Origin of the sequence: Halalkalicoccus subterraneus (assembly GCF_003697815.1) — an archaeon.
In the GTDB taxonomy this organism is placed as follows: Archaea; Halobacteriota; Halobacteria; order Halobacteriales; family Halalkalicoccaceae; genus Halalkalicoccus; species Halalkalicoccus subterraneus.
This window is the reverse complement of record NZ_RDQG01000026.1, coordinates 12,515-29,583: the sequence shown is the minus strand read 5'-3', so window position 1 is coordinate 29,583 and position 17,069 is coordinate 12,515. Positions and strand designations below refer to the sequence as shown.

Genomic DNA, 17,069 nt, shown 5'->3' with positions numbered 1-17,069 from the left:
GCGGTTCGGGACTACTCGGCGCTGGTCGTGCCTGCCGTAGGCCGTTCGTCCTCCTCAACGCCGCCACGGTTGCGAAACATCAGCGCCACTAGCAGGACGGCACCCGCTCCCCGTAGCGCGAAGTCGAGGGTCATCGTATCGAGCACGAGCCAGACGCCCATCGCGCGGCCGATCCCCTGTATCGTCAGCAACACCAGTCCGGGCGCCATCATCGCGATCGAACTCAGCGAGAACAGCGTACGGTCGATGTCGGAGACTTCCTCGGTGTAGTAGCCGATTATCCCGATACCCAGCGCGTAGACGCCGGCGAACATACCGACGATGGGGATCACGACCTCCGGGACGAAGAAGCCGAGATCGAGGATATCGGCCGTTCCAATGGTCGAGACTTCGCCGTCGGTGGTACGAAGCAGTAGGATCCCCGGCGAGAGGACGAACGCGAAGGGGACGAGGATCTTGTTGAGCGAGAGCATGAACGCGGTCACGCCCGTCGAGAACTCGTCGGCCTTCGCGATGCCGGCGGCGGCGTAGGCCGCGACCGCGACCGGCGGCGTGACGTCGGCCATCAGTCCGAAGTAGAGGATGAACAGGTGCGCGGCGAGGATCGCGACGCCGAAGTCCTCCAGGGCCGGCCCGAGCATCGAGACGAGGATGACGTACATGACCGTCGTCGGCATCCCCATCCCCAGGATGATCGCAGTGATCCCCGCAAGCAGCATCAGCACGAGGAGCGATCCGCCGCTGACCGAGATGATCAGCGCGTTCAGGTTCGGTCCCAGCCCCGTTGCGCCGATGATGCCGGGGATCACGCCTGCGGCAGCGACCGCGATGACGACCGTCGTCGCGGTGCGAGCACCCGAATCCAGCGATCGAAGGAGGAAGGTGACGAACCGCCCCGGCTGGGAAGTCGCGATCCGCCGGTTGCCGATCGACCCGTCGATCCGTTCGGCGGCCTCGTCGACCGAAGGATCGAGGTCGAGCAGCGGCCCGTTCATGGACGGTCGAGCGAGGATGACCAGCAGGCTGATCAGAACGATGATGAGTCCCATATCGCCGACGGCAGCCCCGAGGGCGGCGGTTGGGGCCAGCCCCGCACCCGTACCGCCCGTGAGGGCGTCGTAGACGTTACCACCGACGACGGCGTAGGAGACTGCCTGTATCCCGAAAACCGCGAGGATCGAGCCGACGAGTGGCACGCGGGTTCGCTCGTCGTACGCCGCGAGCACCGCGACCAGGGCGATGATGACGATGATCGTATACCAGCCGGCACGGGCGATCGAGAGGCGTGCCCCGATGATGAAGTACAGCAACAACACCAGCGGCAGGACGTAGAACCAACCAGACTTCAGATGCGTCCCGATGTCGACCAGGTTCGAGCGGGCGATCCCGCCGATGTCCTGGCGGACGGCCTCGAAGTGGACCATTACCCACATCCCGAAGAAGAAGGCGATGGCGGGCAGCGTCGCGGCGATGATGACCTCGGAGTACGGCGTGCCGGTGAACTCGATGATCAGGAACGCCGCGGCACCCATCACCGGCGGGAGCACTTGCCCGCCCGAGGACGCCGAGGACTCGACCGCGCCGGCGAACTCCGGCGAGTAGCCGGAACGCTTCATCAGCGGGATCGTGAAGGCACCGGTGGTGACGGTGTTGGCCACCGACGACCCCGAGAGCATTCCCATGAAGCCGCTCGCGACGACGCTGGCCTTCGCCGGACCGCCCTGTCGGGTGCCGGTCAACCCGTAGGCGAGGTCGATGAACCACTTGCCCGCCCCGCTCATCTCAAGGAACGCCCCGAAAAGGATGAAGATGTAGATGAACCGAACGCTCACGATGACTGGGATTCCGTAGATCCCCTCGGTGGTGAACCAGAGGTAGCTGACGACCGTGTCCCAGGCAACGCCGCCGATCGAGAGCGTCCCAATCAGCGGCGCATCACCCGGAATCACGTAGCCCCAGCGGGCGTAGACGATGAACAGTGAGACCAGCGACATGAGGAAGAACCCCAGCGCCCGACGCGTCGCCTCCAGTACCAGCAGGATGCCAATGACGCCCACGATGAACATATACGACGTTTCGTCGAGCGGGAATCCAAGCGCGGAGACGGCCGCGACGGGTGCCTCAAGGAACGTGTACACCTCGTCGATCGGCCGACCGATACTGAGGCCCCGAACGCGCGCCTGTCGGATCTCGTCGAACTGCCCGATCATGTAGATCGGCGAGAGGAGCGCGAGACCGATAAGCACGTAATCGACGGGCGTGATGCGGTCGCGATCCGGATCCGCTGCGGCCCAGCGGACACCTCCACGAACCCGGCGGAGGGCCGACGTGACGGCGTGATCGTCGCCAAGCCGGTCGCGGGCGGCGGGGACAACGCGTGACAGAGTTCGAAAGACGAACCCGTCGCGCGAACTCACCGGAAACATCAGGAATGCGAGCACGAGCGCGAACGCGACGTGGATCGCGTTGATCTGGAGCTGCTGGAGCCCGGCGATCTCGTATTCGGTTCCGGTGAAGGGAATCGGGACGTAGAAGACGAACCCGCGGGCCGCGATCCAGACCTGAAAGAGCGAGAAGACGATCCCGATGGTCGCAACGGCGATCGCACCCCATCCGCGGAGGGATCGTTTGCGCTCGATCTCCTGTAAGATCTCGTTCGGATCCTCTTGACCCGATTCGTCCTCGTCGGCAGGGGTCGTATTAGATGACATCGTCGATCACTCGCGTTTCGCGTTCCGTGACGTAAATCGAGACCGATCGCCCGTCGGATCGTTCGACGAGATCGTATTCTTCGCCGTCGATTACGAGGCGATGGCCGGCTCGTTCTCCGGGTGACACTACGATTTGGTCGTACGTTCGATTCAGTTCGTAGACGTAGCTTTCGCCATCGGCCGCCCGTTCGACCGGAGCAGTAGCGGGGAGGCCTGCACCGTACGAGTTGAACTCCATGTGCGTCATTCGAAGTACCGTTCCATCGACGGAATATACGTCGGCGACGGGCGTTTTCTCGACGCTGTGGGTGTACTCGAGTCGAACCGTGGTGTCATCGGTGACTGATTCGGTAAGCAGTACCTTACCATCATCGGTCGCCACCACGAGGACGCGCTCGGTGGTCGACACGCTCGCCGCGACGCCCAACGAAACGACGAGAAGGAGGAGAGTCAGCACTACTAACAGTCGAACGGTTGAACGCGATTGGAGTCGTTTCACACTCGTCGTACTGGGAGGTTCCGAAACGAAAACGCCGTCGCCGTGCCGATTGCGAGTTCGCTACCCGCTGGCGTTGTCCGTTCCGTTCTCGTCGCTGGCGTTGTCGCTCTCGTTGCCACCGGTTTCGTTCCCGCTGCCGCCCTGTTCGTCGAAGTACGCCTGGGCGCCGGGGTGGAGATCGATCGACATGCCATCGAGGGCGCTGTCGGCCGAGATGAAGTCCGCCTTCGTGTTGAGCGAGTCGGTGTTGTCGAAGATCGCGGAGGTGACGTCCTGGACGAGGCTCTCGTCGACGCCCTCGTGGGTGGCGATCATCGCCTGGACGGAGACGGTATCGACGTCCTCGTCGATCCCCTGGTAGGTGCCGCTCGGGATCGTGTCCTCCGCGAACCACTCGGCGCTGTCGAGGACCGCCTGGCGGTCCTCCTGAGCGAGGTTGAGGATCTGGATGTCGGTGGTGGTCGCGAGCTCCTCGACGGCGCCGACCGGCCAGCCGCCGACGACGAACGCGGCGTCGATGTCGTTGTCGCTCAGCTGATCGGCCGCCTGCGAGAACCCGGTGTTCTGCTCCTCGAAGTCGTCCTGCGAGAGGCCGGCGCTCTCGAGTATCTGGAGGGCGTTCACCTGCGTTCCGCTCCCGAGGTCGCCGGTGTTGACGGTCGCGCCCTCCATGTCCTGAAGCGATCCGATGTTCGCGCCGGGGCGGGTGATGATGTGGATCGTCTCGGGATAGAGCGTCGCGACCCCAAGGAGGTTCTCGACTGGGGACCCCTCGAACTCCTCGAGGCCCGTCCCGTTGGCCGCGAAGTAGGCGATGTCGTTCTGGATCAGCGCGAAGTCGGCGTCCTCGTTCGCGAGGCTCCCGACGTTCTCGACGCTGGCACCCGTCGAACGGACCTGGAGGACGTGGGGCGTGTTGTCCTCGACGATCGTCTTGAACTCACCCGACAGCGGGTAGTACGTCCCGCCGGTACCGCCGGCGTCCCAGACGACGTTCTGCCCGCCCTCGCCGGGCTCTTCGCTCTCGTTTCCGCCGTTCCCTCCCTCGCCGTTCTCGGGCTCCTCTCCGATACAGCCGGCCAGCCCGATGACCCCGGTGGCACCCGCGGCCTTCAGGAACGTACGGCGATCCACTGACGCAATATCACGCGACATACATGTTATTGACTTCGGCCACAATATATATGTATCGGGATACGACCGTGTTCGACTAGTTATATAAAATGAATAATATATTGAAACTTAGTCAGGTCCGATCGATTCTCTCCAGAAACGTCCGGCGGGCACGGGGAGGAGCCGATCAGACGTCGTCTAGACCGACCGCGAGCCCGTCGCGGGTCTGGTCGGCCGCTCCCTCGTAGCCGTCCTCGGCCCTGAGCACGTTGACGTTGCCGATCGGACCGGGTTCGTCGCTCCACTCGTTACCGAGAGTGGCGGCCTCCTCGCGGGCGTCCTCGGGAATCGCCTCCTCCCAGAGGGTGATCTCCGGCGACTGGGGCGCGTAGATGCTGGGTTCATCGATCGCGTCGATGGGCTCGAGACCGTACTCGAGGTGATGGAGGATCATTTGAGCGACCGACGTGATGATCGTCGGTCCACCCGGTGAGCCGACGGTCATGAAGGGCTCGCCGTCCCGAGTCATGATCGTCGGACTCATGCTCGACAGGGGCCGTTTGTTCGGTTGGACCTGGTTCGCGCCGCCGGGTTCGGCGTCGAAGTCGGTGAGCTCGTTGTTGAGCATGAACCCGTACTCGGGGACCATGATCCCCGAGCCGAACAGCTGTTCGATCGTGGTGGTATAGGAGGCGAGATTACCCTCGGAGTCGGCGACCGTGAAGTGGGTCGTGTGCCCGAGCGCGCGGGGCGTCTCTTGAGTCATCGAGGCCGCGTTGCCGGACTGGTAGGCCCACGGGTCGCCCGGCTGGGGCTCGGCGTTGAGCGAGTCGGGCCCGATCAGTTCGCGGCGCTCGGAAACGTACTCGGGATCGAGCAGCCCCTCCATGGGGACGTCGACGAACTCGGGATCACCCATGTACTCGCCGCGATCCGCGTAGGCCAAGCGCATCGCCTCGGCGAGCAGGTGGTACTTCGTGCCCGAGCGCACGTCGTAGTTCGTCCCCAGATCGAACCCCTCCAACAGGTTGAGGATCTGGATCACGGTCAGCCCGCCGGAACTCGGCGGGGGCATCGAGTAGACCTCCGCACCGCGATAGCAGCCCTCGACGGGCTCGTCGATGGTGGCCTCGTAGCGACAGAGGTCCGAAAACTCCATGCTCCCGCCTTCCTCTTGAACGGCCTCGGCGAGCGCCTCCGCGATCTCGCCCTCGTAGAGCTCGCGGATCCCCCGATCGCGCAGCAGTCGAAGGGTGTCGGCGAGGTCCGGCTGTTCGAGGGTGTCGCCCTCCGAGAGCGGTTCGCCCTCCTCGTCGAGGAACACCTCGCGGGCGGCGTCATTGAACTTCCACTCGTTGGCCGCGATCTCCTCGGCCAGGACGCCGTCGACCTCGGCCCCCTCCGCGAGGGCGATCGCGGGGTCGATCAGCTCCCCGATGGGGCGCGACCCGTAGCGTGTGGCCGCACGCTGGAGTCCGCTCGCGGTCCCCGGTACCCCAACGGCGTCCCCGTGGGTGTGGCGCTCGTCGAAGGGGATCGGCTCTCCGTCCTCAAGGAACATCTCCGGATCCGCCCCGGCCGGCGCGCGCTCGCGGCTGTTGACGATCTCGACGTCCCCCTTCTCGGCGTCGTAATACAGCATGAACCCGCCGCCGCCGATTCCCGAGGAGTGGGGTTGGGTGACGTTGAGCGCGAACTGGACCGCAACCGCGGCGTCGACGGCGTTGCCACCGTCGCGAAGCACCTGCGCGCCGACCTCGCTCGCGGCGGGGCTGACCGAGACGACCATTCCATCCGCGCCCTCGGCGACCGCCCCACAGTCAACGCCGGGTGCCCCACAGATCTCGCCCTGCCCGAGCACGGGCTGGGTGGCCAGCGGCAGCGCCGCACCCGCCGCGACCCCACCCAAGAACCGTCGTCGGCTCAGCTTGCGCGTCCTATCGAGATTGGTATTATCTCCCATCAGTAACTGATCCCGCTGCAGCCGTGGTAGTTCTAACTCTTTCGTTCCGATAATAATATCGGGATATAATTACGAATGCCAGCAGATTGAAGGCGCTCGCGGCCGTTTTCGACCCATGAGCGGCGAACCGGCCTTCGAGATCCCCGTCCGCCCCGAGTGCGATTATAGTGGGGGTGGGATCACGCGCACGGGTGGGACGGTCTTTTCGCTCGTCCCCGAGGACGGGGCCGTCGGGGAGCGTCTCGGCCGGGTGCTCGCACGCGAGCGTTACACCGCGGGCGACTGGTTCGACCTCCCCTCGCCGGTCTATCTGGTCCACGACCGCGAACTGGGGACCGTCTTTCGCGTCGTCGGCTACGAGGACCGTGTCGAGCTCCACGTCACCACGACCACCGAATCGGCGGGTTTACGGGCGTTCTACGACGCGCTTACTGAGGAGAGCGACACCGAGTGGGCGGTCGACTGCGAGACCATCGAGGGTTAGCGCGATCGGCGCGGGTCGTCCGAGCTACCGAGAATGATTCGATAGACGACGTAGCCGACAAGCAGCGCGAACGCGGCGAGCGAGAGGGTTTCGATCAGGAGAACGACCGAGTAGAACAGTCGCGTCAGGACGCGGATCGCGACGAACCCGCCGAGGATCAAGACAGCGAAACCGAGGCCGCCCACTGCCGCGCCGAGTCGGTCCATGGCGTGTGGTAGCGGTCGAGCACTTACCGCTCGTCGATGTCACGCTCCATCGGTCGCAGGCCGACAAGCGAGAGGAGCGCCACCACGAACAGGACGACGAGCACGGCGAGCGCGCCCAGTCCGACGGGCGCCGACAGGACCGTCGCGGTTCGGTCCCCGAGAAACAGACGAGTCGATCCCCTGATCACGAACGTGAAGAGGACGAGCCCAAAGGCGAGCAGTCCCCACTTCACGAACGTCGACTGCTTCATGCGGTCGCTGGGCACGCCCGGGCTCTCACTCTTTCGGTCGGCTTATCGGTCCACACGGGCTATCGTGGGTATGCAACCGACGACGAGTGGGACGTTCAGAGTGTTTCCCGATCCCCGCGGGGAGTGGCTGCTCGTCGACCCCGAAAGCACGGAATCGATCGCCGTCTCGGGCGGCGACCTCGAACCGGGGAACCTGATCGAGGCCACAGTCGAATGGGACGATGGAGAGGCCCATCTCGGCGAGTTCGAACTGCGCGCCGCCACGCGGATCCACTTCGTCCGGGAGGTGACCGACCTGTTCGAGGTCGCTCGTGAGCTCTGTCGGGACGCCCGGATGCAGGACGAAGGAATGCTCGGCGAGACGACCTACAGCACCGACAACCAACCGAACGGCGCCGTCTACGTCTTCGCCGAACAGTCGGGCGCGCGCGATATCTGGACCGAGATTCGCACCGGGGCGGTGCCTCTCGACCCGCTGATCGCCCGCCTCCGGGAGGTCGAAGACGAGCCCCACGAGGTGTTCGTCCTCGATCCCGTCGACGAGCCGTTCGTCGTCGTCTATTTGGTTCCCGACCCCGATTCGATGCTGGCCGATACCGTCCGCGATACCTATCTGTGATGTGGTGACCGCAAGCGATTTTCCTCGCCCGGGTGTAGGTCGGGTATGCTCGACCCCGGCACCGACGCCCCGTCGTTCACCCTCGACAACCAGCACGGCGAACCCGTCAGCCTCGACGAGTTCGACCGCGTGGTCGTCTACTTCTACCCGCGGGCCGACACCCCCGGCTGCACCACCGAGGCCTGCGGTTTCCGCGACTCCTGGACCGATTTCGAGGAGCGCGACGTCGCGGTCGTTGGGATCAGTGACGACCCCGTTTCGGATCTCGAACCGTTCGCCGAGGAGTACGACCTGCCCTTCGACCTGTTGAGCGATCCCGACGGCGAGGTCGCGGCGGCCTATGACTCCTATGGCGAGAAGAACATGTTCGGAAAGACCTTCGACGGGACCTTCAGGAACACCTACGTCGTCGAGGACGGCGAGATCGTCGCGGCCTACGAGGGCGTCTCGCCTGAGGACCACGCCGAGGAACTCCTCGACGATCTCGAGTGATCACTGCTCGAGGAGGTTCGGGAAGTCGGTGATGAGGCCGTCGACGCCCGCATCAGCCAGTCAGCCAGCACCCGAAGACGGACGTCGATCGGTGTCGACCCCTCCTCAGTGGCTCGGTTCCTCGAGGGTATCGAGGACGCGCCCCGAGAACTCGACTTCCGAGAGCTCGCCGTTTTCGAGCGCGAGTAGCCATTCTTCGTCCATCCGCCAGCTCCCGCGGTGGTGGCCGTCGTCGACGTCAGCCACGGTCGCCTCGATGGTCGTCGGCTCCCAGCCCTGCTCGATGACGTCCCGGAAGGTGTTGATCACCGTCCCGATCTGCTGGTGGGGAACGCCGTCGCCGGGTGCGAGCGTTTCGTATTCGAGGGTGAGGCGCTCGTCGTCCCGGTCGGCGTCCTCAATGTAGACGCCCTGGCTCATGAGCCGGCTACTGACCTGTTCGAGCATCGCATCGTCGGTTTCGAGCGGCATACCCCGAGTTGGAGCGCCCGCGTATAGTCAGTGGCGCTCCCAGAATTGTTTGAGACCGAACCCGAGCATGTCAGAACTCACGGGCTGGAACTCCTCGCGTTCGCCCTCGGGGAAGTGCTTTCTGACCCCGTCCCACGACTCACGGGCATACCGGGCGTCGAGTAGCACGCGCACGCCGACCTCCTCGGGCCCGCGGATGACCCGCCCGATCGCCTGGCGGGCCTTGCGCACCGCCGGCACCGTCAACGCGTACTCGAACCCGTCGCCGAAGGCGCGCTCGTAGGCGGTCCGAACGGCCTTCGTCCGCGGACTCGCGGTGTTGATGATCGGCACGCCACAGATCACGGCCGCCGAGAGGCGGTCGCCGCTGTAGTCGACGCCCTCCGTTAGGGTTCCTCTGAGACTCGTCACCAGCACCTTCTCCTCGCCGCCGAAGAACTCGCGTTTCAGGGCCTCCGTCTCGCCGTCGCCGGAGCTCTCGTCGAGCAGTACGGGTCCGTCGATTCGGGCTTCGAGCACTCCGGCGGCCCAGGCCGCCTCCGCGTAGTTCGGCATCCCGACGAGGACGTTGCCGGGGCTGTCGGCGACCTCGGCAAGCAGATCGCCGTAGAGCCGGCGCGTCGGGTTCTCTTCAGCGGGGTTGCCGCGATTCGCGTAGGTGAACTTCGGGGCGTCCACCGCGAAGCTCGCGCGGTTCTCGGCGGGGAACTCGATGGGGAAGGTCCGCTCGACGACCGGGCGGTCCTCCGCGAGCGCGTCCAGCCCGGTGACCTCCCGAAAGACGTCGAGCGGTTCAAGGGTCGCACTCATCAGCACGCCGCCGCCGAACTCCGCGAGTCGGTCGCCGATGGCGTCGCCCGGCACGCAGTTGAACAGCGCCAGCCGGGCGCTGTAGGCCCGCCGCCACGACCCTTCGGGTTCGAGGTCGTTCCACGTCCGTTCCAGCTCGATCTCGCGGAAGTGTTTCTCGTGGTCGGCCTGATACCAGCTCCCGAGCAGGCGGCCGACTACCGGGGTCGCCCGGGTGCGTTCTTCGTCTTCCGCAGTATCGAGAACCCGCTCGACGATCGCGCCGACCGATCGGGCGCGTACCCACGTCCCGCCGTCGTAGCCCGCCTCCTCGGCCCATTCCGAGATGCCGTCCCGTCCCGGCTCCTCGGGGTCGCGAAGCGGGATCTCGTCGTCGGGAAGGACGGAGAGGTCCGCCTTCCAGCCACCGTGTTCGCGCTCGAGGTGGTCCTCGACTCGCCGGTCGAGTTCTTCGCGGAGGTCAGCGAGAAACGCCCGCAGCTCCTTGCACTCGGAAAGGGTGACGTCACTGTCCTCTAACTCCTCGCGGACGAGCCGGGCGTCGGCGGTAGCGCCTTCGGAGGCGGTCTCTGGGGCCGTCTCGGCGGCCTGGATCACCCGCGTGAGCTCGGTCTCAGCGTCCCGGAGGGTGGTGTCTGCTACTCCGTCGCTGACGAGGTCCCGAACCCGCGGTTCGAGCATGTGGGCCTCGTCGCAGATCAGGAAGGTCGACTCGTCGAGCAACGCGCCGGTAAACGAGCCCGTCGTGAGAGGGTCGAACGCGTGGTAGTAGTTTCCCACGACGACTTCGACATCGGGGAGCAGCGCGCCCATCATCGAGTGGGGGCAGGTGCCGTAGGAGGCCGACAGCCCGACGAGCTCCGCGGGCGTCAGATGGCCCTGCTCGGTGATGTCGAAGGGAACGGACTCGATGGCGTCGCCGTCCTCCGGCAGGTCGTCGAGATATCCCGCGTAGAAGGGACAGTACTCGACGTCCTCGTGTTCGGGTAGTTCGGACGGGTACGGCGTCGGTTCGCCCGCGGTTTCGAGGAACTCGCCACCAGCGTTCCCGCTGTCGGCCAGCCCGACCTGCTGGCTTCGCGCCTGGGCGCTCAGCGCGCTCGCGCTCGTGGTCCCGCCGTCGCCGACCAGCGACCGCGTTTTATCGCGTAAGGTCTCACACCGGTCGTAGACGTTCTCCCCATTGATGCCGCCCGCGTTCTCGCGGTTGTACGGACAGACGTCGGCCTTTCCCACCAACGTCAGCCCCGAAACCGGATTCCACCCCTCGGGGAGGTTCGCGTTGATCGTTTCGAGGTCGGTCTCGAACTGCCGGAGCTGCTGTTTGACGCTGGTGAGGACGAGGACCCGCTCGTAGTCGCTGTCGGGGTCGCGCACCCGGTCGATTCCGGCGGTGAGCGCGAGCATCGTCTTCCCGGTTCCGCAGGCGCCTTCGAGGACGGTAAATCCCCGGTCGTCGGCGGTTTCGATCGCGGTTTCGATACCGTCCGCTTGACTCTCGTATGGCTCGTCGTGACCGAAGACGTCGTGCCAAGCGGGCATGGGAGGTACTCCCCGTGGGCGTTGCATAGACCTGTCGAAGGCTGGTCCGCCGACCGTATTTGAACCTTGGCCGCCAACCCCGTTCATGGATCGAACGTCCGGCAGCACCCGGCGAACGGTCGACATCGCCCGAACCATCGACGCGCCGGCCGGGGACGTCTGGGAGCTGCTGATCGACACCCACCGGTGGCCCGAGTGGAGCCCCTCGATCACCGACGTCGAGTGCCAAGAGCGCGGGATCCGAACCGGCTCGACCGGCCGGGTTCGACTCGTCGGCGGGATCGGGCTCCCGTTTGAGATCACCTACTGCGACGGGTATCGCTGGACGTGGGAGGTCGCGGGGGTTCCGGCGACGGGCCACCGGATCGATCCCCGAAACGGCTCCGGCTCCTGTCGGGCGGTCTTCGAGCTACCGCTGCTCGCGGCGGGCTACGCGCCCGTCTGTCGGCTCGCACTCTCGCGGATCGCCCGACTGGCCGAACGAACCGGGTGATCCAGTAGCGTCACCGTTCGTCTGGGAGGACAGGACGTCCGGCCCGCCCGAGTTAATAATTCTGATACCCTCTACTTATGAGTCGCTAGTAAGGGAGATGGCAAGAGTTCACAGTTCGATTAATAACCCTTCGGGGCAAAGAAGGGACAATGAGTGATGCGGATCGAAGCGAGATCGCCGCGTTCGACGTCCCCGAAATGGACTGTCCCTCGTGTGCGACGAAGATCGAACGCAGCGTCGAGCGGCTGGCGGGGATCAAGTCGGTCGAACCGGTCGTGACCGACGGGACCGTCAGGGTCCGGTTCGACCCCGCCGCGACCGACGCGGACGCGATCGCCGACCGAATCCGGCGTGCGGGCTACGCGATCGACTCGGGTGACGGAATCGAGTCGGATGCGGCAGAAGACGAACGCGACGCCATCTGGCGGAGCGGACGGGCGATCAAGACGGGGATCAGCGGGCTGTTTCTCGCGCTCGGGTTGGCCGTCGAGTTCCTCGCGGTCCTCGAGAACGCGGTCGCCGCGACCGTCTTCGGCGTCGAGTTCGCGCTCGCCGACCTGTTCTTCCTCGTCGGGATCGTCGCCGGCGGGCAGGTGATCCTGAAAAACGGCTACTACTCGGCGCGGAACCGCTCGCTGGACATCGACCTGCTGATGAGCCTCGCGATCACCGCCGCCGTCCTCGCGAGCCTGCTCGGGCCCGAGACGCGCCTGTTCTCCGAGGCCGCGGTGTTGGCGTTCCTGTTCAACGTCGCCGAACTCCTCGAACGCTACTCGATGGACCGGGCGAGGAACTCGCTGCGTGAGTTGATGGACCTCGCCCCAGAGGAGGCGACGGTGCGGCGCAACGGGACGGAGCAGACGGTTCCCGTCGACGCGGTCAGGGTCGGCGACCGGGTGATCGTCCGCCCCGGCGAGAAGGTTCCGATGGACGGCGTCGTGCGCGAGGGCGAGAGCGCGGTGAACCAGGCCCCGATCACCGGCGAGTCGGTACCCGTCGACAAGGCGCCCGGCGAGGAGGTCTACGCGGGGACGATCAACGAGGAGGGCTACCTCGAACTCGAGGTGACGGCGACGGCGTCCGAGAACACCCTCTCGCGGATCGTCTCGCTCGTCGAGGACGCCCAGCGCAACCGGACGAAACGCGAACAGTTCGTCGACCGGTTCTCGGGCTACTACACGCCGATCATGGTCGGCGTGGCGGTCCTCACGGCCGTCGTCCCGCCGCTCGTCCTCGGCGCACCGTGGACGACGTGGTTCGTTGCGGGCATCACGATGCTCGTCCTGGCCTGTCCGTGTGCGTTCGTCATCTCGACGCCGGTCGCCGTCGTCTCGGGGATCACGAGCGCGGCACGCAACGGCGTGCTCATCAAGGGTGGCGACCGCCTCGAGGCGATGGGCGAGGTTCGAACCGTCGCCTTCGACAAGACGGGGACCCTCACGAAGGGAGAACTCGCGGTCACCGACGTGCTCGCGCTGAACGATCACGACGAGGAGGACGTCCTGCGGTGTGCCCGCGGGCTCGAAGAGCGAAGCGAACACCCCATCGGGCAGGCCATCGTCGGCCACGCCGGCGAGTCTGCCATCGAGTCGCGTGCAGTCTCGGGGTTCGAGAGCCTCACCGGCCGGGGCGTGCGGGCCGACCTCGACGGGATCACCCACTACGCCGGAAAGCCGGGGCTGTTCGGCGACCTGGGGTTCGACCTCGAACACGCCCACGTCGTCGGCGAGGGGGCGCTCTCGGCGGACGTCAGGGACCTCTGTGACCGGCAGGGCTGTCTGAACCTCGTCGAGGACGCGATCCCGCGGCTCCAAGACGAGGGGAAGACGGCGGTCCTCGTCGGGCGGGAGGACGAGCTCGAAGGGATCATCGCGGTCGCCGACGAGGTCCGCCCGGGCGCGCGGCGGACGGTCGAGCACCTCCGGGAGGCGGGCGTTCGGACGGTCATGCTGACCGGCGACAACGAGCGGACCGCGCGGGCGGTCGCGGAGGCCGTCGGCGTCGACGACGTTCGCGCCGAACTGCTGCCCGAGGACAAGGTGCACGCGGTCGAGGACCTCATCTCCGAGGACGGGACCGTGGCGATGGTCGGCGACGGGATCAACGACGCACCCGCGCTCGCGACCGCTGACGTCGGGATCGCGATGGGTGCGGCGGGCACCGACACGGCCCTCGAAACGGCCGACATCGCGCTGATGGGTGACGACCTCTCGAAGCTGCCGTACCTCTACGAACTCTCACACCGGGCCAACGGCGTCATCCGCCAGAACGTCTGGGCGAGCCTCGCCGCCAAGGCGCTGCTCGCGGTGGGCGTCCCGCTCGGCTACGTCACCGTCGCGATCGCGGTGTTGGTCGGCGACGCCGGGATGACCGTCGGCGTGACCGGGAACGCGATGCGCCTCTCGCGGATCGATCCCGAGTCGTTCGGCGCCGACTGAAGGCCGGTCAAGTCGGGACCCGACGCCGGGCATGGGCCAATCACCATCGGAAGCCTGCCGACTCTTCGGGCGGCGAGAGCGGGCTCGTCGGGAGGTCCTCTGGGATCTCGGGATCGTTGTACGCGCCGGGCGCGACGTCGTTCGGGTTCTCGGAGTAGAACAGCGAGGCGATCGCCTGGATCTGGCCCCGTCCGACGTCGAGTTCGAACTGGCCGCCGCCGTACATGGTGATCTCGCGCTCGTCGCAGTGCTCGATCGTCTCGAACAGCGATTCGATCGAGCCAAAGCGCGAGGGCTTGATGTTGAGCCACTCGGGCTCCCAGGGGAGCGATTCGACGTCCGCGAGCCCGTGGATAATGGCGTCCCACGAGACGCGGTTTTCGTGGCCCTCCAGTACGGGCCGGGTTCCCTCGGTGAGCGCGGGATCCTCGATCACGGCCTCGGGGATCCCCTCGACCACCCGCTCGTAGAGTTCAGGATCGGGCGCCTGATCGACCTCCGTCCCTTTGTACTGACCCTTGAGGTCGACCACCCGGACCGCGTCCGTCTCGGCGAGGTGTTCGATCAGCGCCTCGTCCCACTCGCTCGTGGGGTCGAGTTTGAACTCGATATCGGGGTCGTTCTCGAGGAATCGCTCGACGCGGTCCGTACTCGGGGGATCGCCCAGCCGCATGCTGGCGATGAATCGAACGGGGTCGTACTGGCGATCGAGTGCGCTCGGGAGGTCTGTGTCGGCCTGTCGGAGCGCGAGGTCCAGCGCGGCGCTCTCGAATCCCCATCGGCGGTAGTTCTCGAAATCAGGTCGGCTCGGCCCCTCGGGGAAGAGGTCCAGATCGCCGACCGTCTCGGAGAACTCCTCAAGGGTGTACTCGCCCGCCAGATTCGGCGCACCCGCCTCCAGAAGCGCGTCGTGATCGGCCGTCTCGTAGGTGACGTTCTCGCCCTTTCCCTCCTCGCCGCCGCCCGACAACGAGATCACCGTAGTGACGCGGGTGAACCCGCTTGAGGTGTCGCGTTCGCGCCGGGACAGCGAGACGTCATCGATCTCGACGGACAGGTCCGAGACGGCATCGTAGAGTGCCATACCTCCGATAGGGACGCCAACGGCTTAATCCCCGGTCAGGGCGGACGTTCCATCGAGAAGCGATCGCGCGTGCTCGCGTAATAGCTCCCCGAGAGCCGCCCGACGGCGTCGAGCTTCGTCACGTCGACTTTTCCTCCTGTAGTCGCGTCCTCGGCGACGTGCGCGTAGACGATCTCGCCGAGCACCATCGACGAGCGGCCGATCTCGACGAAGTTGTACAGTTCACACTCGAAGGCGACTTTCGCCTCCGCCACCCGCGGGACGTCGACCCGGACGCCTTCCGCGCGTTCGAGGTCGGCGTGTTCGAACTCGCTTTTCTCGACTGTGGCGCTCGTCGCGTTCATCGCCTCGACGAGGTCCATCGTCACGACGTTGACGACGAACTCCTCGGTGTCGAGGACGTTTCGCGGCGTGTCCTTCAGGTCCTCGCCGACCCCGACGGGCGCGAACATCACCACGGGGGGAGCGACCGAGACGACGTTGAAGAAACTGTAGGGTGCGAGGTTCTCGCCGTCCTCGCCGCGCGTGCTGACCCATGCGATCGGCCGAGGGATCACGGAACCGGCGAGCAGGCGATAGGCCGAATCGAGTTCGTCGATATCGACCTCCATCTCACTCACTCCCCGCGAAGGGGTCGATCTCCTCGTTTCCGGGTACCTCCTCGTCGACGCCGAATCCCGGCCCCTGCGTCGCGAGTTCGAAGACGAGTCCGTCGGGATCGCTGAAGTAGATGCTCTCGAAGTACGTGCGGTCCTTCACGGTCGAGACCCGCACGCCGTGCTCCGAGAGATGCTCGCGCCACTCCTCTAAGGTCTCGCGGTCCTCGACGCCGAACGCGAAGTGATGGGACGCGCCGGGACCGGGCTGGCCACGGGAGTTCGGATACTCGAAGTAGGTGACGTTCGTTCCCGGTTCGCCCTCGGGCGTCGAGGAGAAGTAGTAATGCGGCGTCCCGGGATCGTCGTAGTTCTGGGTACGCTTGACGGTGTGCCAACCCAGTACCTCCTCGTAGAACGCCTTCGTCTCCTCGATGTCGGTGCAGATGTTCGTCACGTGGTGCAGTCCGGTGGTCGGTGGTGCCTCTGTCATTGGTTGTGTCGGTTTCTGTCGGAACGCGATTATCGGTCGTAGCCCGCGCCGGTCGGCGCGTCGGGCAGGTCGTAGGGATCGATCTCCATGCCGAGCTCTTCGAGCGCCGCTTCCATGTGCTCGTCCTTGACGTAGTCGGCGCCCGCTTCAACTCGGATGCGCTGGGCGGTCGCGAGCACCTCCGCGCGCCGGTCGTCGGGAACGTGGAACTTGTCGGTCGCGAACTCGAGGACGAGCCCGTTGTGATCACGGGTGTAGATCGAGTGAAACGCTCCGCGGTCGAACTCGTTGTAGTGGTGGTCGGCCTCGTCGAAGGCCGCCTTGGTCTCGACGAAGCGTTCGGGTTCGACGCTGAAGGCGAGGTGATGCACTGCGCCCAGTCCCGTCCGTTGGGGTCGAGGATCCGACTCGCGGTCATCGCTCACGAAGAAGGTGAGGATCCGCCCGTCGCCGGTGTCGAAAAACAGGTGTGTGACTTCCGGTTGGTCGAGATTGGGCTGGCGAAGCACGAGCGGCATTCCGAGCAAGTCGCGATAGAATTCGACGGTATCGGCCTCGTTGCTTCCGATGAGCGTGATGTGGTCGGTTCCCGAGAGACGGATCGGACTGTCGGGTAGTTCGGCGCTGACGGGTGTGGGTTCGTCGGGCATGGTTCGTATATCGAGTTCGGTGTGTTTTTGCGTGTCGATCGAACTTCAACCGGATGAGCGCTCCCAGTGCGACCATACGGTAACACTCTGTAACCTGCTATACGAACCGAACCCATATATCGGTTTGCGGACGTACGGGTCACCAGGTAACACC

At 65.7% G+C, this 17,069-nt stretch carries 17 protein-coding genes; 5 read left to right on the top strand and 12 right to left on the bottom strand.

Annotation, left to right across the window (positions count from 1 at the left end; translation table 11 throughout):
* Positions 1–11 precede the first annotated feature (11 nt).
* From EAO80_RS07830 to ggt, 4 genes are all read right to left on the bottom strand, one after another.
* A complete protein-coding gene (locus EAO80_RS07830; RefSeq protein WP_122089369.1) occupies positions 12–2,711 on the bottom strand; it encodes a TRAP transporter permease in 2,700 nt (899 codons plus the stop codon).
* Positions 2,701–3,168, bottom strand: a complete 468-nt coding sequence (locus EAO80_RS07825) for a DUF1850 domain-containing protein (protein WP_211330663.1) — start codon at positions 3,166–3,168, stop codon at positions 2,701–2,703. The genes EAO80_RS07830 and EAO80_RS07825 overlap by 11 nt, the downstream gene beginning before the upstream one ends.
* A gap of 102 nt (positions 3,169–3,270) precedes the next feature.
* Positions 3,271–4,365 carry a TAXI family TRAP transporter solute-binding subunit gene (locus tag EAO80_RS07820; protein ID WP_122089368.1) on the bottom strand — a complete coding sequence of 365 codons (1,095 nt, stop codon included), beginning with the start codon at positions 4,363–4,365 and terminating at the stop codon, positions 3,271–3,273.
* A 145-nt stretch (positions 4,366–4,510) separates the two neighbouring features.
* On the bottom strand, positions 4,511–6,286 hold the full coding sequence (ggt, locus tag EAO80_RS07815; RefSeq protein WP_122089367.1) for a gamma-glutamyltransferase: 1,776 nt from the start codon (positions 6,284–6,286) through the stop codon (positions 4,511–4,513).
* A 115-nt stretch (positions 6,287–6,401) separates the two neighbouring features.
* On the opposite strand from ggt, the gene EAO80_RS07810 reads away from it, so the two are divergent.
* Positions 6,402–6,770, top strand: a complete 369-nt coding sequence (locus tag EAO80_RS07810; RefSeq protein ID WP_122089366.1) for a hypothetical protein — start codon at positions 6,402–6,404, stop codon at positions 6,768–6,770.
* On the opposite strand, the gene EAO80_RS07805 is transcribed toward EAO80_RS07810, so the two are convergent.
* Both EAO80_RS07805 and EAO80_RS07800 read right to left on the bottom strand, forming a co-directional pair.
* On the bottom strand, positions 6,767–6,976 hold the full coding sequence (locus EAO80_RS07805) for a hypothetical protein (RefSeq protein ID WP_122089365.1): 210 nt from the start codon (positions 6,974–6,976) through the stop codon (positions 6,767–6,769). The two genes, EAO80_RS07810 and EAO80_RS07805, sit on opposite strands and share 4 nt — an antisense overlap.
* A 23-nt stretch (positions 6,977–6,999) precedes the next feature.
* Positions 7,000–7,227, bottom strand: a complete 228-nt coding sequence (locus tag EAO80_RS07800; protein ID WP_122089364.1) for a hypothetical protein — start codon at positions 7,225–7,227, stop codon at positions 7,000–7,002.
* A 70-nt stretch (positions 7,228–7,297) separates the two neighbouring features.
* Here EAO80_RS07800 and EAO80_RS07795 point away from each other — a divergent pair, with 70 nt between their 5' ends.
* Entirely contained in the window at positions 7,298–7,846 is a 549-nt protein-coding gene (locus tag EAO80_RS07795) for a DUF6663 family protein (protein WP_122089363.1), read from the top strand.
* 45 nt (positions 7,847–7,891) lie between these two features.
* Complete coding sequence (locus EAO80_RS07790) at positions 7,892–8,338, top strand: peroxiredoxin (RefSeq protein WP_122089362.1); 447 nt, start codon at positions 7,892–7,894, stop codon at positions 8,336–8,338.
* A 105-nt stretch (positions 8,339–8,443) separates the two neighbouring features.
* On the opposite strand, the gene EAO80_RS07785 is transcribed toward EAO80_RS07790, so the two are convergent.
* Positions 8,444–8,809, bottom strand: coding sequence for a hypothetical protein (locus tag EAO80_RS07785; protein WP_122089361.1), 366 nt, complete (start codon positions 8,807–8,809; stop codon positions 8,444–8,446).
* A 27-nt stretch (positions 8,810–8,836) separates the two neighbouring features.
* Positions 8,837–11,161, bottom strand: coding sequence for an ATP-dependent DNA helicase (locus EAO80_RS07780; protein WP_122089360.1), 2,325 nt, complete (start codon positions 11,159–11,161; stop codon positions 8,837–8,839).
* A gap of 85 nt (positions 11,162–11,246) precedes the next feature.
* Here EAO80_RS07780 and EAO80_RS07775 point away from each other — a divergent pair, with 85 nt between their 5' ends.
* Entirely contained in the window at positions 11,247–11,654 is a 408-nt protein-coding gene (locus EAO80_RS07775; protein WP_122089359.1) for an SRPBCC family protein, read from the top strand.
* 149 nt (positions 11,655–11,803) lie between these two features.
* Entirely contained in the window at positions 11,804–14,092 is a 2,289-nt protein-coding gene (locus EAO80_RS07770) for a heavy metal translocating P-type ATPase (RefSeq protein WP_122089358.1), read from the top strand.
* A gap of 40 nt (positions 14,093–14,132) precedes the next feature.
* Here EAO80_RS07770 and EAO80_RS07765 read toward each other — a convergent pair whose 3' ends face one another.
* From EAO80_RS07765 to EAO80_RS07750, 4 genes are read right to left on the bottom strand one after another with little or no spacing between them, the layout of a single operon-like run.
* The gene (locus tag EAO80_RS07765; RefSeq protein ID WP_122089357.1) at positions 14,133–15,176 is read right to left on the bottom strand and encodes a hypothetical protein; all 1,044 of its coding nucleotides are present in this window, start codon (positions 15,174–15,176) and stop codon (positions 14,133–14,135) included.
* A gap of 35 nt (positions 15,177–15,211) precedes the next feature.
* Positions 15,212–15,787: a flavin reductase family protein gene (locus EAO80_RS07760; RefSeq protein WP_122089356.1), complete on the bottom strand. Its 576-nt coding sequence runs from the start codon at positions 15,785–15,787 to the stop codon at positions 15,212–15,214.
* Between the two features lies 1 nt (position 15,788).
* Positions 15,789–16,265 carry a VOC family protein gene (locus tag EAO80_RS07755; protein WP_122089355.1) on the bottom strand — a complete coding sequence of 159 codons (477 nt, stop codon included), beginning with the start codon at positions 16,263–16,265 and terminating at the stop codon, positions 15,789–15,791.
* 29 nt (positions 16,266–16,294) lie between these two features.
* On the bottom strand, positions 16,295–16,915 hold the full coding sequence (locus tag EAO80_RS07750; protein ID WP_122089354.1) for a VOC family protein: 621 nt from the start codon (positions 16,913–16,915) through the stop codon (positions 16,295–16,297).
* Positions 16,916–17,069: the final 154 nt, after the last annotated feature.

What these genes read in the sequence shown, in the direction of transcription:
- EAO80_RS07770 (WP_122089358.1), top strand. Translation starts at nt 11,804, where the DNA reads ATGAGTGATGCGGATCGAAGCGAGATCGCCGCGTTCGACGTCCCCGAA.
- EAO80_RS07775 (WP_122089359.1), top strand. Translation starts at nt 11,247, where the DNA reads ATGGATCGAACGTCCGGCAGCACCCGGCGAACGGTCGACATCGCCCGA.
- EAO80_RS07780 (WP_122089360.1), bottom strand. Translation starts at nt 11,161, where the DNA reads ATGCCCGCTTGGCACGACGTCTTCGGTCACGACGAGCCATACGAGAGT.
- EAO80_RS07765 (WP_122089357.1), bottom strand. Translation starts at nt 15,176, where the DNA reads ATGGCACTCTACGATGCCGTCTCGGACCTGTCCGTCGAGATCGATGAC.
- EAO80_RS07810 (WP_122089366.1), top strand. Translation starts at nt 6,402, where the DNA reads ATGAGCGGCGAACCGGCCTTCGAGATCCCCGTCCGCCCCGAGTGCGAT.
- EAO80_RS07785 (WP_122089361.1), bottom strand. Translation starts at nt 8,809, where the DNA reads ATGCCGCTCGAAACCGACGATGCGATGCTCGAACAGGTCAGTAGCCGG.
- EAO80_RS07820 (WP_122089368.1), bottom strand. Translation starts at nt 4,365, where the DNA reads ATGTCGCGTGATATTGCGTCAGTGGATCGCCGTACGTTCCTGAAGGCC.
- EAO80_RS07795 (WP_122089363.1), top strand. Translation starts at nt 7,298, where the DNA reads ATGCAACCGACGACGAGTGGGACGTTCAGAGTGTTTCCCGATCCCCGC.
- EAO80_RS07750 (WP_122089354.1), bottom strand. Translation starts at nt 16,915, where the DNA reads ATGCCCGACGAACCCACACCCGTCAGCGCCGAACTACCCGACAGTCCG.
- EAO80_RS07800 (WP_122089364.1), bottom strand. Translation starts at nt 7,227, where the DNA reads ATGAAGCAGTCGACGTTCGTGAAGTGGGGACTGCTCGCCTTTGGGCTC.
- EAO80_RS07805 (WP_122089365.1), bottom strand. Translation starts at nt 6,976, where the DNA reads ATGGACCGACTCGGCGCGGCAGTGGGCGGCCTCGGTTTCGCTGTCTTG.
- EAO80_RS07790 (WP_122089362.1), top strand. Translation starts at nt 7,892, where the DNA reads ATGCTCGACCCCGGCACCGACGCCCCGTCGTTCACCCTCGACAACCAG.
- ggt (WP_122089367.1), bottom strand. Translation starts at nt 6,286, where the DNA reads ATGGGAGATAATACCAATCTCGATAGGACGCGCAAGCTGAGCCGACGA.
- EAO80_RS07830 (WP_122089369.1), bottom strand. Translation starts at nt 2,711, where the DNA reads ATGTCATCTAATACGACCCCTGCCGACGAGGACGAATCGGGTCAAGAG.
- EAO80_RS07760 (WP_122089356.1), bottom strand. Translation starts at nt 15,787, where the DNA reads ATGGAGGTCGATATCGACGAACTCGATTCGGCCTATCGCCTGCTCGCC.
- EAO80_RS07755 (WP_122089355.1), bottom strand. Translation starts at nt 16,265, where the DNA reads ATGACAGAGGCACCACCGACCACCGGACTGCACCACGTGACGAACATC.